Origin of the sequence: Mesorhizobium sp. L-8-3 (assembly GCF_016756615.1) — a bacterium.
Classification (GTDB): Bacteria; Pseudomonadota; Alphaproteobacteria; order Rhizobiales; family Rhizobiaceae.
The window spans coordinates 7022070-7038047 of sequence record NZ_AP023262.1; the positions used below are offsets into that span (position 1 = coordinate 7022070).

The 15978-nt window shown below is 60.5% G+C and carries 5 protein-coding genes and 1 pseudogene; 3 read left to right on the top strand and 3 right to left on the bottom strand.

The window, feature by feature from the left end; genetic code table 11:
* Window positions 1-707: 707 nt before the first annotated feature.
* Window positions 708-1093, top strand: a pseudogene (locus JN302_RS32600) (Tn3 family transposase); the annotation flags it as partial.
* Between the two features lie 98 nt (window positions 1094-1191).
* The gene (locus JN302_RS32605; RefSeq protein WP_202330399.1) at window positions 1192-1902 is read left to right on the top strand and encodes an IS6 family transposase; all 711 of its coding nucleotides are present in this window, start codon (window positions 1192-1194) and stop codon (window positions 1900-1902) included.
* Window positions 1903-1929: 27 nt separating this feature from the next.
* Here JN302_RS32605 and JN302_RS32610 read toward each other — a convergent pair whose 3' ends face one another.
* Together JN302_RS32610 and JN302_RS32615 are read right to left on the bottom strand one after the other, a co-directional pair.
* Complete coding sequence (locus JN302_RS32610) at window positions 1930-10437, bottom strand: shikimate kinase (RefSeq protein ID WP_202334528.1); 8508 nt, start codon at window positions 10435-10437, stop codon at window positions 1930-1932.
* Window positions 10398-10676 (bottom strand): hypothetical protein, encoded by a 279-nt coding sequence (locus tag JN302_RS32615; protein WP_202330400.1) that lies wholly within the window; start codon window positions 10674-10676, stop codon window positions 10398-10400. The genes JN302_RS32610 and JN302_RS32615 overlap by 40 nt, the downstream gene beginning before the upstream one ends.
* Before the next feature lie 807 nt (window positions 10677-11483).
* Between JN302_RS32615 and JN302_RS32620 the strand changes: the two genes are divergently transcribed.
* Window positions 11484-12194 carry an IS6 family transposase gene (locus JN302_RS32620; protein ID WP_202330401.1) on the top strand — a complete coding sequence of 237 codons (711 nt, stop codon included), beginning with the start codon at window positions 11484-11486 and terminating at the stop codon, window positions 12192-12194.
* 178 nt (window positions 12195-12372) lie between these two features.
* On the opposite strand, the gene JN302_RS32625 is transcribed toward JN302_RS32620, so the two are convergent.
* Window positions 12373-14748, bottom strand: a complete 2376-nt coding sequence (locus JN302_RS32625; RefSeq protein ID WP_446720274.1) for a hypothetical protein — start codon at window positions 14746-14748, stop codon at window positions 12373-12375.
* Window positions 14749-15978: the final 1230 nt, after the last annotated feature.

The following is a 15978-nucleotide window of genomic DNA, read 5'->3' on the forward strand; positions in this document are numbered from 1 at the left end:
CTCCGGGGAGTAGCCCGACTCGATGTCAAGATCGGCCAACGTGTAACTGTCTAGGCATACCGCGCGGCGAGATGCAGAACTTTATCCTGCGCCTTCGAGTTCAGGATTAACGCGAGTGTGGTGGGCCCTTGAGTCGCAGCCGGCCATCAAGATTTCCTGCGCAAGCGTCGACAAGGTTGGCAGCCTGTTTGGGTACGGGCGGTTTCGCCAAGGCCCCCTTGCCATAGGATGCTATCTGATGCGGATTTGACATTATGCTTTTCTTTCTTCGTTCCATCGATCGCGGTGTCATCCACGAAATGAAGATCGGTCGTCGGCTCCCGGCTCCCAACGAAGGAGTCTCAAAACTCGTGCCAATTTGGCCGACCCAGCAGAAGAAAAACATTGTGATTGCTTTTCAGGGGATTAGCCTGAGGCAGACAAGAGCTCGATGAAATAGCCCGGTGTCGCGGACCCAACAAAGGCGACAAAACAGTGTCGGATAGTATACGGTGGTCAGACGCCAGACCGGCGACACCTTCTTTATTAGTTGTCCTGTCGTGGAATGATGGCAGGCGACCTGACCGTATTGAGCCATAGGAGGGCTCCTGGTTGGCTCAGGGGTCACGTGCTTGCTCCGGGCGCGCTCGAGGCGGCTTGCGGGCTCGTTGCCAATGCAACACAGGCGATCCGCAACACCGCCATCTAGGGCGAAGCCGGCACGGCCCAAGAAGTTCGGCGCTTGGGACGGCAACCTGATGACGGAATGGCATGTCCGCTATGGCGGTCGCGCGTGATGATCTACTGGCATGTCGAAAAGGGCTCGACCTGCATTTTCTCGCAGCTCAAGCGCTGTTCGTCTTCGGAGGTCGCGGCGATGACCAAGGTCTTGCTGCGACATTACACCAACGTGGAGATCCAGCGCTTATATGTCGGCAGCCATGGCCAGAGCGCCCTCGGCGTCCCTTTTGCCGCCTGCTCGGGTTCAACCTGCCGCCACGCCTGAGGGCGATCGCCTGGCAGAAGCTGGCGCTGCCAGGCCTGCGCGCTGAATTGCCAAATGCTTCCCATTCTTTCCAAGGTCCTCACTTGGGAGGAGGTCGAGCAGCAGTATGGCCACAGTCAATCTGGGCCGGCCAGAACGACATCGGAATAGTCCGGCCGGCACCGTAAAGTTAACCGACGGCTGATGAAGATGTGCGAACATGGGCCATGTCAGAAGTTGCTCGTGATCCGCTTTATCGTCGCCACCGCTTTCCCGCCGAGATTATTGCGCACGCGGTATGGCTCTACTTTCGCTTTCCGCTCAGCCTGCGCATGGACATGTTGGCGGCCCGCGGCATCATGGTCACGCATCAGACCATTCGAAGCTGGGCGGAGAAATTCGGGCGGCATTTCGCCCGGGAGATCAAGCGACGGTCAGCCGGCTGCCTGGGCGACAAATGGCATCTCGACGAATGTGTGGTGGCCATCAATGGCAAGAAGCAGTGGCTCTGGCGTGGCGTCGATCAGGACGGCTTCGTCCTCGAAGTGCTGGTGCAAAGCCGCCGAAATGCCAAGGCGGCAAAGCGTCTGATGCGCAAGTTGCTGAAGGCTCAAGGGCGGACACCACGAGTCATGATCACCGACAAGCTCCGGTCCTATGATGCCGCCAGGCGCGACCTCATGCCCGGTGTCGAACACCGGTCGCACAAAGGCCTCAATAATCGAGCGGAAAATTCGCACCAGCCGACCCGACGACGCGAAAGGACCATGAAACGCTTCAAGTCGGCACGCCAGCTTCAGCGGTTCGTTTCCATCCATGATCCGATTGCCAACCTGTTCCACTTTCCCCGCAATACGCTGTCATCGGCTCAACATCGAGACCTGCGTAACGCCGCCATGCAAATCTGGAACAAAATCGCGTGTCTCGCCGCAGCGTGACAGCCGTCCCGGCCAGCTATCGCTGCATCAATCCGCTGATAACTTTACAGTGCCGTGGGATATATTAGAAAGCGACTGAGCGTCGGCCCCCGTGGGGCACAGGTATGCGTGCAGGGCCTTCAGACATGGGCCCGCGTTCTGTTTATCGTTTTTGCGGGGTGGGACAAACCTGACGTTAGCTTGTTCATAGAACGGCTTGCGCTCGTCCATGAGTTGGGGAACCGTCTGATCCCGGTCGGAGCCCCGCAGCAGCGGGCGGGTGGTATCGTTCCTGAGGCGGCGTCGTAGCACCCGCGGGTCGGTATTTATCCAGATCGAGACCGCTTTGTCGGCGATGAGTCGCCGGGTCTGCTCATCGTTCAACGAGCCGCCACCGGTCGCGATGACCGCGGGCCCTTGCTCGAGCACACGCGCGATTGCCTCCGCCTCAAGCTTCCTAAAATAGCCCTCGCCATTTGTATTGAATATCTGCGTTATCGATTTCCCGGTCTGCTTCTGAATTTCTTGGTCGGTATCGATGAAGCGCAGCCCCAGTCGCTTGGCGAGTGGCGCGCCAATCGTGGTTTTCCCGGCGCTCGGCATACCGACAAGCACGACCGGCCGATGGCCGAGGGCAGCGACAGTCTCCTTTGCCTCCGGTGACTTGGCGATCTCCGACTCTGTTGATCGTCCGACAGCTCGCAATCCAGGTGCTGCAGCAGCACTATCCTTACCATCCCTCCAGTGTGCTATGCTGAGCACGTTATCGGGTCTGTCAACTGCCTTATTGCCTTCTCTTACCTTCTGCTCGAGTTTCTCTGCCTTCTGCAAAGCATCACGGCGCTTCAGCTCCTGCATCTCTTTATAGGCGTCGTGATTGTCAACTTTGGCGCTGTAGCTGGCTGGCGTATGGAATTCCACCTGGAAACGGTAGCCTTCTGTGGTGGCGAGCACAGTGTGTATGCCGAGATAACTCGGACGCTCGAATTTGAACCAGTTGGTCACCTCGATTTCGGTGTAGTGCTGCTCCTCGAAGGCCAGAATGGCTGCCTTGAAGGCACGTGTAAAATCGTTGTCAGGAATTTCGAAGACGTGGCGTACGGCGCTGCTGATCAGCTGTGGAGTGCTGCCGGACGAGATGCTCGTGCCGGTGAGCTGCTCTCTTATGGAGCGTTCCGATCTCAACCGGCGCTCCAGATGAGGCATTTTCACCTGGATCTCCATTTTCCTGAGGCTTGCGGCGACGCTGAGTGCCGCTGCGGTGATTTTCCCCTCCTCTTTTGTAGCGCGCGCAACCTCAATTCGGGCGCGCTCTGAGGCCTCCTCGGGGGTCAGCGGGATCATCTCGGCAGCTTCGGCGGTGGGCCGAAGGCCGGAGGGTCTGCGCAAAATGCCGTGCTCCGCAGCGAGATTGATCGATGTTTCCATGACTGAAGCCGTCAGCGTGGGGTTGTCCTCCAGGTCCTTCAAGGCTGCATCGACATCAAACCTTCCATGGTTGAGAGACGCTGCCAGGCCCTTGACGTAGGGCACGGACCTCAAGCCAGGCGTCGTATGCAGCAGCCGCTGAAGATCTTGGCTTTTCCTGGAAAAAAGCCGAGCGCCAGTGTTGGATTTGTAGGCATCGGTGCCGACCTTGATGCCGAGGCTCAGGAGATTGTTTGCGCTTTGCACGAGGTCATCCGGGTTGTAACCGTCCGGGCGAGGATCGATCCGCGCAGGATAGTTGTCGATCAAAGCCCGGATGCGGTCTCGGGGCTGATTTGTTACCGGATAGGCATCCGCCAGATCCGGCAACAACTCTGAGACTGCTGCGCTCAGCGTCGTGCTTTTTGCATCGTTCACGGGCCCGACTGTTTCGGGCAGGCGTTCCGGCTTCTGTGCCCACGCCTCAAGGTCGGCGACCAGCAGCGCGGCCATTTCGCGAGCAACCGGATGCCGGGCGACCTCGATCTCGCGCCGCGCTCTCGCAAACACGGTCTCGATATCCTGGCCACTCACCTCCTCTTCGCGGCCCAACAACTGACCGATGTCTCGCCGAAGCTCGTGGTGAACGCCTTCGTAGGTGCCAAAGATGGCACGCTCGGCAAACCAGCCTCGCGCTTCATGGGATTGAGCCAGGAAGTTTCGCTGCAGACCGCTATAGGTTTCCAGGACATCCTGGGTGGCGGCGAGAATCTGGCTGGCGCGACCAAACTGGTACTTGTCGCCGTCAAGCGCCGGAGTATGCGACTTTGGCGGCTTCAGCGATGGAAGTCCGAGAGCTTGCTCCTTTTCATCGAACTCGCGCACATGCTCATAAAGCTGCGGCCGGTCGCCGATGATGATGACGGTGTCGCCATCGAAGTCGCCGTCAAGCTTTTTCTGTTCACCGGTCGGGACGGCAACCAAGGAGCCCGGAGCGAACACCTCGGTGGCCTGCAGGATGCCGAGGCAGTCGAGCGGCGTGTCCTCCTTGACGCGGTCCTTGCCTGTCGTCCAGTGCGAATGGGACTTGACGTCCTCGGCAGACAAAACCAGCCCTCGGTCGGCGTGGGCGGCCGGCCACATCTCGTCCGGCACGACGATCAGGATGCCTTTGGCAAAGAAAGTCGGATCGTCGGCCGCGAGTTCCTCCCCCGACTTCTGGGCGACATTAAAGCTGTATTGGATAGCAACGCAGGTGTCGAGGAACGCTGCCGTCGGGTCCCCATCAACTGCTGACTTGACCAGGTCGGCGGAAAATGGGCGCAGGTTGGGCTTGTCGTAGGGCGACCGCCCGATCAGCACACCGCTTTTGCCCGTCAACGTCTCGCTCTTGAGCGTCGGCACATGGAGACACTTATCAGCGGACGGTACCGCGACTGCGCCAGGACCGTCGATATGTCCGACAGTCACCGTTCGAAACAGCTCCTCGGCCGTCAGCTCTTTCCCCTCTCTGCTCTCGAGCCAGGTCTTGGCCTTCTCGTGCGCCTCATCGGCCACTTGCTCGCTGCGCGGATAATGTTGCAGCGCCGAGGCAGGCAAGGACGATCTCCTTCCCTCACCAAAAGCAGGAACCCGATCAGGTCCTTCCTGCCGACCGGTCCGGCGAACAGCTGGCATACGCGTGGCCAGCGAGGCCTTGATGAAACCGCAGCCGTCATACGGTCGCAAGGCGATCGGGCCTTCCGGCCCAATCAGCTTGAAGGGATGTTCCTGGTTGGCAGGGCGGTCCGGCAGCAGCGACAATTTGAAGGCGCCTTCCAACGCGTAGTCGCGAGGCCCCAGACCTTGTAAATTCGGTGGCGCTGCAAACCCCCTGCGCTGAGTGTAGTAATATGCCTCTTTGAAAGGCGCCCAAGAGCGCGATAGCTGCTCGAACGCAGTGCCCGGTGCGGTTTCGGCATAGGGAATGGCCAGCAGCTTTCCGCCGGAAGATGCTGCCTCCACCCGACCTGGAATGCGGGCGGCGACCTGCGAAAGCGTCTTCGGCGGCGGCTTTAACTTGCTGCCGCCGAACAGGTCCATGCGGTATGGCACGCCCTCGACGGTCAACGTGCGCGCCAGCATGAACGGGCTCGGCTTTCCGGGCAGTTGCACCGCGACCATCTTCACCGCCCCCGAGGTCAGGCGATGAAAGATCGAATAGCGTGTCTCGGCCTCCGTGGCCAGTTGCCGGCCCTGCATGTCGACCACCGGCAATCGCATCAGCCCCGCCTCGCCCTGGGGCGGTCTGGGCTCGTGGTCCATGGCTCGCAAAGTCTGATGGACGTCGAAGACGGACGCTCGATTTTGGGCCTGCACCGTCGCGGCGTTCTGCGCCATGAACGTGTCCAGCGCATCGGTCGGACCCTCCGCTTCGATCTGCGCGATCAGGTTCCAGCTCATGTTGGAAAGGTCGCGTTCGACGAGCTCGCGCGTGCTGTCCAGGATTTCCTTGGTCTTGGACTGCAGCTCGTCGCGCCTCGCACGCAAATCGGGCTTGTTGCCCTCGACATAGGGCCGCCGCAGCAACCCTGCCAGGCTCGCACGGGCCTTGAGCACTTGATAGATCGACAGGGCCAGACAACGGGTCGAGTACGGCCCGCGGGCCCGCTCGGCATCGCTTGCCCTGAGATGGGCTTCGATCTTGTGCTCCACGATCGGTTGGATATCGTTCAGCAAGTTCAGAGCCGGCCGCCGGTGCCAAAGCAGCTGCTTGCGCGGACTGCGAGCCAGCGGCAGCAGAGCGGCGCACAGATTGCCCATGGTTTCGAGGTTATTCTCATGGGCAAAGCCAGGGGCACGATGCAATTCCGCGAGCCGATTTAAACCTGCTCCTGCGAGCGAACCGAGATCATCATACAATTGAGCCTTGGCCAACGCCTTCAAGATGCTCGTGACGCCCACCGCGTCGGCCTCCTCCAGACGATCACTGGCATAATGAAGATAATGAGCCAGTTTGTGCAGCCGATCTTTCAGCAGAGCGGCCTCTGCAATCTCTCCGGCGTCCTCGCTCCTGAGGATCCCCCGCGCCAAACTGTTGGCGATACTGGAGAGCCCGGGCGCGGCAAAATGACGGAATGGTTGACCCGCCTGGCCGAGTCTGCGCGCGATCTCCAAAATCGCCTGGCTGCACGCCTCTTCTTCCGCAAACCTGTCGAAGCCGTTGAGCAGATTTGCCAGTTGCTGCGGATTAACCCCGGAGAGTCGCTCGGCACCGCGAAGCACCTCACCGGCGATCGCCGCGGTGGCCTGACGTGATTTCTCCTCCTGCGGCCACTTGCTAAAGCCGTTCACCAGGTTCGCCAGGTGCTGCGAGGTAAAATCAGGGAGCCGGTTAGCGCTGCGAATCACCTCACCAGCAATCGCCGCGGCGGCCTGACGTAAGGCCTCCTCTTCCGGCCATTTGCTGAAGCCGTTCACCAGGTTCGCGAGGTACTGCGAGCTAAAGTCAGGGGGCGGGTTTGTGCTGCGAAGCACCTCACCAGCGATCGCAACGGTGGCCTGACGTGAGTTCTCCTCTTGCGGCCATTTACTGAAGCCGTTTACCAGGTTCGCCAGATCCTGCCCATTGAATCCCGACAGCCGGCCGGCGCGGCGAGGCACCGCCCGGGCGATCGCAACCATGGCCTCGCGGCAGTCCAAAGGCCACTTGCTGAAACCGTTCACCAGGTTCGCCAGATCCTGCCCATTAAATCCCGACAGCCGGCCGGTGCGGCGAGGCACCGCCCGGGCGATCGCAACGATGGCGCCACGGCAGTCCTCGGGCCATTTGCTGAAACCGTTCACCAGGTTTGCCAGCTCCTGCGGTTCAAACCCAGACAGCTGGTCGGCGCGGTGACGGACCTCACCGGCGATCGCAACTGTGGCTTGATGTGAGTTTTCCCATCGCGGCCACTTGCTGAAGCCGTTCACTAGGCTCGCCAGGTGCAGCGGAAGAAATTCAGAGAGTGGCTCGCCGCAGCGAAGCACCTCGCCGGCGACCACATTGGTGGCGTAACCCAAATTCACCTCTTGCGGCCACTTGCTGAAGCCCTTCACCAGGTTCGCCAGGTGCTGCACATCAAAATCAGAAAGCCCCTTGCGGCGGCCGGCGCGGTGACAGACTTCACCGGCGATTGCAACGGTGGCGCGTGAGCACTCCGCCGCTTGCAATTTGCTGAAGCCGTTCACCAGGTTCGCCAGGTGCTGCGGATCGAAACCAGAAAGCCCGGCCTTTGGGAGGTCCGCGAGGCGACAGACTTCAGCGGCGATTGCAATTGTAGCGCCGCGGCAGTCCTCTGGCCACTTGCTGAACCCGTTCACCAGGTTCGCCAATGCCTGCGCATCAAACACAGGCAGCTTGCCGGCCCCGCCAGCGACCTGACGCGCGATCGCAACTATAGCGCCGCGGCAGTCCAAAGGCCACTTGCTGAAGCCGTTCACCAAATTCGCCAACGCCTGCGGATACCACCCAGTCCGGCCGGCTTTTTCATCGGCGAGGCGACCGATCGAATCGGCTATGACAATTTCATCGGCGAGGCGACAGACCGCATCGGCTATGACAATGGTCGCCTGATGTGAGTTCCCCGGTTCCCGCGCCTTGCTGAACCCGTTCACCAGGTTTGCGAATGCCTGCGAATTAAACCCAGACAGGCCGGCTTTTTCACCGGCGCGGCCACAGACCTTCCCGGCGATTGCATCGATAACGCCGCAACACTCCTCCTCTAGCGGCCACTTGCTCAACCCGTTCACAACGTTACCCAGGTTCTGCGGATCAAAATCAGAGAGCCCGGCAGGGCGGCGGCGAATCTCGGCGGCAACTGCTACCGTGGCCTTACGAGCGTTCTCCTGTTCCGGCCACTTGCTGAATCCGTTGACCAGCAGAGCGAGACTTTGACCGTTGAGCTCCGACAGCGCTCCGGGTTGCTCATGAAACAGCTTGGCGATTGTGATCATTCCATTGCGACATTCCGCCAATCGGGGATGTCGACTGAACGACAATACGAACAGCGAAAGCGTTTTGCTTTCGACATCGTTCAGCGCCCTGCCGAGCCTCGACACCTGAGCTGCCATGGCCCTGCAAGCTTCCATGCCTGCCTGACCTCCAGGCTCCCGGCTCGTCGCGTTGCATGAGGTGGCGAACCCCCAGGTATTGCCGGCGCGGACATCGTCCTCCCATCTTGGAACAAAGTGACGGGTGAACTCGGAAGCGGCCTTTCGCAGGAATGTTGCCCGATGCGCCTGACTCTGCAGCCTCTTGTCGTTCTCCACCACAGCGTATGAGAATTCATTGATGTCGTGTGCGAAGAAAATTTTGTGCAAAGCGTCATTAAGTAGTGCATCGTCGAAGCTCTGTGCAGCTACATGGTCGAAACGCCGCCGTTCCGGTCCTGCAACCGGCCTGGACTGGCTTTGGTCATGGCGTGCGAGCGTGTCCGGTTGCGACCTACTCGGTTCTTGATCGCCGAGCCAGGACCTCTCAAAACGCAAAGAGCTTTCTTGCCTACCCATCGCTTCGCCGTGCCGACCTTGGGGAGAACCATGCCGCGGCCCACTGGTTGCGCCTCGCGAACCTGCAAGGGCTCCGCGGGGAGCTATGGAGTAATCGGCAGATTTGTCGCCAAGGGCTTCGTCGGCCCCTCGCACGACGCGAGCATAGGACATTCTATCTTGGGGCCCAGAGTGCGTCCGCTCCACGCCGGCATCGGACGATTGGCTGGATTGCCCAGGGGCATGACTTGATTGCGAGTTCAGAGCTTTGGCCAGTTCCTGCGCCTGGTTCAACATTCCTTTGAGCCGGACTGTTTTGTCTTGCACTTCGGGCACCTGTGCAGGCGCAAGCAGGCCTGGTCGACGAGGCTCATCCAACGCGGCCGGACAGGCCCGCATCTCGGCGGGCTGCGTCTGCAGGCGCTCGACCACGGTTTCCGCGACGTAGCGGGCGTCCTCGGGTTTCACCTGGCGCTCTTGCGTCAGTGCTTCCATGGACGGCGGCGCCTGCTTTGCCGACTGTGCGCCCGCCGACGCACTCGCACGCGCCTCCTCCGCGCTCACAAGCTTCGTACCCATATCCGAGAGCACTAGAACCTTGTCTGCTGGCGCCGTGTCGCTGTCGACGGCAGCGACTTGCGACGCCCGCCCGGGGGCTGAACTCCCGGCGCCAACGGCCGGCTTGCCCTTGCCTTTCCGCTTCCTACGCGCTGCGGCGCCTGCCACCGCAGCCTTGCCGGCAGTGTCGGCCGGTATTCCAGCGCCCATATCGGCTGGTGGTGCTATGTTCGCTGGCCAGTTCGGCTGCAGTGCCAGAGTGCCTTTGGCCACTGGAGACTTGCCGACAGTGTCGATCTGTATCGTAGCGCCAGCGTCGGCCGGCGAGGCAATGAGCGCTGGCGCCTTCGGCTGCAGTGCCAGAGTGCCTTTGGCCACTCGAGACTTGCCGGCAGTTTCGGCTGGTATCGCAGCGCCAGCGTCGGGCGGCAGTGCAACGGCTGGCGGCTTCGGCTGCAGTTCCAGCAAGTGCATGACCTCGTGCCCGACGATCCACGCGCCTTCCACGATCTGGCTCAACAGTTCCAATGGGAGGTCGGCACTTGTTTGGTGATCGTTTAGGTTGGTCCGGATGACTTGCAACTCGGACGCAAACTCCGAAAGCCGCTCGATGACTCCTTCCAAAACGGCGCAGTGATCTGCGTCGAGTGGGTGCCCACCGCTGCTCAGAACAGCGTTCTGTGTCGAAAGGAATGCCGGTAAAACGTCCCCGCTGAAGGCTTCCAGCAGACGCACTCGCCCATTCTCAACCATGAGGATTTCCCTGACGGGTGCGTCGAACGTGCTCGCCTGCGGCTCAATCTTCGCCCGCGCGAGATCGATCCGAGATTGCAGATACACGAGCTTGCTATGCATTACCGAGCCGGTTGCCAGCCGCAGCGTGGCCTCTTCTTCCTGCCGCATCTTGGCTGTTGCACTTGGCAAGCTGGCAGTGGCGCGCCAGGCGGCTCGCCCCCGTTCGCAGTGCCCTACCTTCTTTTCCCACCATTTCACGCAGGCCGCATGCGCCTCCACCACACTCTCCGGGGTAGCCGTGGATTGAGTCAGCCCGGTCGCTTCTTCCTCAGCTTTTTTTTTTGCAATTTGTGGATAGTCGGTTCGGCAAGGCGGCTATATTCTTGCACCGCATCCCACACGAGGTAGCGGCAGGTAATCAACTGGTTGTCGTCCACAATGGTCCGCGCCAAAGCCGGGGATAGGCTCTTGTAGTGGTGCAGAGCTGCTGAGCCTGCATTGATGACCTGATCGAGCAGCTTTTCATCGCCCGGGTCTTGCCTGGCCGCGTTAAAGCGCATGCCCACTAGCGTAAGCAGACTGTCCATTCGTCGCTTTTCCTTGATTTCGTCGCCTGACAAGCAAATGGGCGCTGCCACACCCGAAGTTGGCGGCTGGCTGGCGACCGGGGCCAGGGTTTCACCCTCCAACATTGACGGAACACTGCGCCGCCGCGGACCGGCTGCACGTGGCGCGGCGGCGGCATGCCGCGCAGCGTCCAGGGTTCCGTGTATACCAACGGAGGGGCCGGACGGCCTGTCGTGCAGGGCGTCATCGGCACCGCGCTCCATTGGCACGGCGGGCGTCCTTCTATTTATCTCCACAGAGCGCATCTGCTCCACGACGGTATCGAACGACTGGCTGCCTGCCCCAGGCGCAAGACTTGATTGCGAGCGCGAACTGCTCGCCTCCCCCGTCCTGCCGACTCTCTTTTCAGTCCGCGATCTCCCAGATCGGTTCACGCCCGTCATATTCCGTCTCCGATATAGGCGAGGATGTGTTGCCTATGCTGTTGGGGCTGATGTCGCTGAGCCCTAGCGTATGAAGGCTTTGATGAGTGAAATCACGCCTCGTCAGCTTCGCCAATGCGCGTGTAGTGTGCATCGGACGGGCCACCAATTCGCTATACTAGGATTTGCACTACTATCTTTCCGTTAGCGTCGGGCCGGTTAGGCACGGCAGGTCTAGATAGATCGCTTGGCTGACGATTAGCTGACGGAGAGTTTCAGAACCGTCCCGGGTTTGGCGAAGGCCATTTGGTTTGAGTCACGCGGCTATGGCTGGTTCTTGCAGCATGGCGTAGTATGGCACCGTAAAGTTAACCGACGGCTGATGAAGATGTGCGAACATGGGCCATGTCAGAAGTTGCTCGTGATCCGCTTTATCGTTGCCACCGCTTTCCCGCCGAGATCATTGCGCACGCGGTATGGCTCTACTTTCGCTTTCCGCTCAGCCTGCGCATGGACATGTTGGCGGCCCGCGGCATCATCGTCACGCATCAGACCATTCGAAGCTGGGCGGAGAAATTCGGGCGGCATTTCGCCCGGGAGATCAAGCGACGGTCAGCCGGCTGCCTGGGCGACAAATGGCATCTCGACGAATGTGTGGTGGCCATCAATGGCAAGAAGCAGTGGCTCTGGCGTGCCGTCGATCAGGACGGCTTGGTCCTCGAAGTGCTGGTGCAAAGCCGCCGAAATGCCAAGGCGGCAAAGTGTCTGATGCGCAAGTTGCTGAAGGCTCAAGGGCGGACACCACGAGTCATGATCACCGACAAGCTCCGGTCCTATGATGCCGCCAGGCGCGACCTCATGCCCGGTGTCGAACACCGGTCGCACAAAGGCCTCAATAATCGAGCGGAAAATTCGCACCAGCCGACCCGACGACGCGAAAGGACCATGAAACGCTTCAAGTCGGCACGCCAGCTTCAGCGGTTCGTTTCCATCCATGATCCGATTGCCAACCTGTTCCACTTTCCCCGCAATACGCTGTCATCGGCTCAACATCGAGACCTGCGTAACGCCGCCATGCAAATCTGGAACAAAATCGCGTGTCTCGCCGCAGCGTGACAGCCGTCCCGGCCAGCTATCGCTGCATCAATCCGCTGATAACTTTACAGTGCCTGCTCGATGCCGGCCATCGCGAGAATCAGCCACACCTGCGATCCAGGCCACTGCCGCTCCGCCAGGGGTTTCCCAGATTGCGCCTCTGTCTACTAAGCTGGTTGGAATCCACAAAATGCCGATGTTAGGCCGGCCCATTTCGCATATCGGCCCGGTCGCTCAACAAGGACTTACAGAACGCCGGGGTGAGCTTGCCGCGGTGGATTGCGTTGTCGTAACCCTTCTTAGCCCGGGAGGTCTGCCACTGCCGATTATGGCCGCGCTGTTCATTGGACTTGACGTGGCAAGCGGCGAACTCGGCGCTGTCCAGCGTTGCCAACTGCTGCGCATATATCTTTCGTGTCGTGTGGATGTGCACCCACATTGGACTCGGTAGTGTACGGTTGCTCAGCGCCTTGGGCTGCAGCCTAATCTCGAACAGATTGCTCGGCTCTGGGTTCAACGCGCACGGGGGATCTGCAGGCGTCAACTCCCGGGCCGACCGCAACTGCTCAAGGTGGTTTTGCGAGGGAAATGGGTACCTCTTCATGCAATCCATGATCATATCAGGCTTTTGTTCGTCCCAAGCTTTAGCCAATCCCCGCACATTGGCCAACATGTCCCTGAACTGAACCGTTAGTCGGTGCACGTCGTCCATCTTTCCCTCCTTGGAGAGACGAGACGCCTCCAACGCTGGGAGGCAGGGCTCCATCTCGACAGCCTGCGTTTGCAGGCGCTGGACCACGAGGCCGACGGCGTGTTCGACGTCCTCGGGCTTCCCGGAGCGCGCTCGGGAGATCAAACTTTGCTGAGCAGGCAAATCGAACTTCAAAAGTTCGGTCGACCGTGCGACTAGTGACTTCGTGTTCTCCCCCGTCGTTGGATTTTGCAAGATCGCCAAGCGTGCTGCCGCGGACGACGCACTGTTCTGCGCCTCCTCTGCACTCACGAGCTTCTTCGTACCTAAATCCGTGCGTACGAGCACCTTGGCTGCTGGCGCAGGGTCGCTGACGGCCGCAGCGACTTGCGGCTCCGGCCGCCCGGCCGCCGAACTCCCGGCGCCAGCGGCCTGCTTGCTCTTGTCTTTTCCTTTTTTTCTGGGCGCTGTAGTGCTTTCGGCCACCATAGTCTTGCCGGCAGTTCCAGTCGGCATCGCAGCGGCAGCGTCGGCCGTCAGGTCAGGGGCTGGCGGCTTCGGCTGCAGTGCGAGGAGGTCCGTAACCTCGTCCGAAGCGATCCAGGCGTCGTCCACGATCCGGGTCAACAGTTCCAATGGGAGGCCAGCACCTGCTTGGTGATCCCTTAGCCTGTCAACCACGGAGTGCGAGGCCGACGCAAAATCCGCAAGCCGCTCCACAACTCCTTCCAGAACGGCGCAGTGTTCCGCGTCGAGCGGGCGCCCTTCCTTCCTCAGTACAGCTTCGGCCGTCGAGACGAATGCCGGAAAAACCTCGCCGATGAAGTTACCCAGCAGACGCGTTTGCCCGTTGTCACCGATGAGGAGTTCCCTGATGGGTGCTTCGAGCATGATCGCCTGCGGGGCCATGTTGACCTGCGCGAGATTGATCCGCGATTGCAGCTGCATTATCTTTGAATTGACAACCCAGCCCGAGTGCAGCCGCAGCGCGGCCTCTTCTTCCCGCCGCATCTCGGCTGTTGAGCTTGGTAAGTCGGCTGTCGCGACGCAGACGGCCCGCATCAATTCGTGGCGCTGTACTTTCTTGTCCCAACGCTCCACGCAGGCCACGGGATACTTCGCCATACTGGGAGCCGATCGGCTCAGCTGGTCGAGGGTGGCATTGGATTTGACCAAGTTGTGGAGAATGTCCTCCATCCGCTTCCGGTTCTGTTCCTCCTTCTTGAAGATCGTATGGGCCAGCTCGTTGGCACTGTCCGCCCGATGAATCACGTCGGCGCGGTAGTGACGCACATCATCGTCGGACAGAGTGCTGCGCGCCTCATCCTTGGGCAGGCTCGCGTAGCATTCCAGAAGTTCTGCGCCCGCATTAGCGAGCTGATCAAGCTCGTCTCGGAAGCCCTCCATCGGTTTTCCGCTATGCAGGCTCTTCTCTTCGAGAACTTGGATTTCGTCAATCAGCGAGCACATTCGTCGCTTTGTCTCGTTGATGACTTCGCCTGACGAGGAACTGGGGACTGTCACACCCGAAGTTGACGGCTGGCTGGCGACCGGCGCCAGGGCTTCACCATCCGACGTTGAGGAAACACTGCGCCTCCGCGAACCGGCCGCACGTGGCCCGGCGGCTGCACGTGGCGCAGCCGCCGGGATTCGATGTGGGGGAACGGAAGGGCCTGAAGATTTGCCGCCAAGGTCATCATGGGCACCTCGCGCAGCGCCAGCCGAGGGTGAACCTTTACCTCCCTCAGAGCGCATCCGCTCCAGGACGGAACCGAACCCTTGGCTGCCTTCCCCGGAGGCAAGACCTGATTGCGAGCGCGAACTGCTCGATCCGGCTCCAGCATCTCCAATGCGCGATTTTCCAGATCGGCCAATGCCCGTCATTTTTTCATCTCCGATATAGACGAGAACGCGCTGTCTGTGGATTGGGGCTGATGTGTCAGCCGTAGTGCATCAGGGCTCTGGCGGGTAAGTGCAATCGCCCAGATGACAGGTGGCATGACGTCTGAGAACCAGCGGCATGTTTTCGTCAGTCGTCATGGCCAGCCCGGATCGACCCTGCCGCGCCGGTCCAGCCTGAACCCAATGCAAAACACACGAAGACCTGTCGATCTCCACGATAGGAGGCCGCGAAACTAGCGAGTACGGGCGTGCCGGCGCTGGATACGAACTCGCATTGAGACCAGGCGGCGCCATGTGCGCAAGTGCTTGCCAAAGCCGTCGCTGCCCTTTGACCGTACCGGGTCGTTAGCTTGGTTGGAGCTTTCGGATGAGCCACTTTTCCGACCGTACATGGCATTCGTTCCCTTTTTGGCGGAAGTCTTTAATATGATTTTGAGTTGTTAGGTCTCTCTCGAAGAGAGCTACTCGAACGAGCTGACGGTGAGCTGACGCGCTGTAAGCTAGTTCCGGCGGGGCGATGCACATACTGCGTTCGCTTTTTCTCTCGGGGGCCGTCGAATTCCCTCGCCTTCGGCACTCGCGCAGCGCATCACGGATCGGAATTAACTTTCGGATGATGCGGGCGTGCTGTCGGGAATGCCGCCCTGTCGACTGTTGCGCACGATGATGATGGCGGGCGCAACCATCGACCTACTGGCCGGCCAAGCGTTTCTCGTGGCGGGTTTCCAAATCGAGACAAGAACCGCGCGTCATCACCGATCAGCGGCCAAGCGCGATCCGCGCTCGCCCGGGCTGCGTAACCTGACCAACTCCGCCCGGCCGAACGCTGATCGCTCCCTGTAGTCTCGGACGGTGAAGGCCGGCGAGGCCCCGGCGCTGATCCATGCCTGGTCGGCCCCACGCGGAAGGGGCACCTGTAGAGGCCAGAGCAGCACTGCGCCGCATAGGGTCCAATGCCCTCTGGCAGGTCGGGCACCGCTTCGCCATTGAGATGGAAGTCGGAGGCGCCCGCAGAGAAGCTCAAGACCTGGCGCGAAGTTGTTGGGCCGGTGTTTCGCGGCACCTGGCCACTTGACGCCGAACTCCAAACGCCGAGGGCCAACTTCAAGTTGGTTCAGATGCTACGGGCCACGGGAGACGCGTTTCCAGAGGCGGTCGACGATGTGATTCCCCTAATCACGCAAGAGCCTGCGGTCAGGGGCACAACCGTGT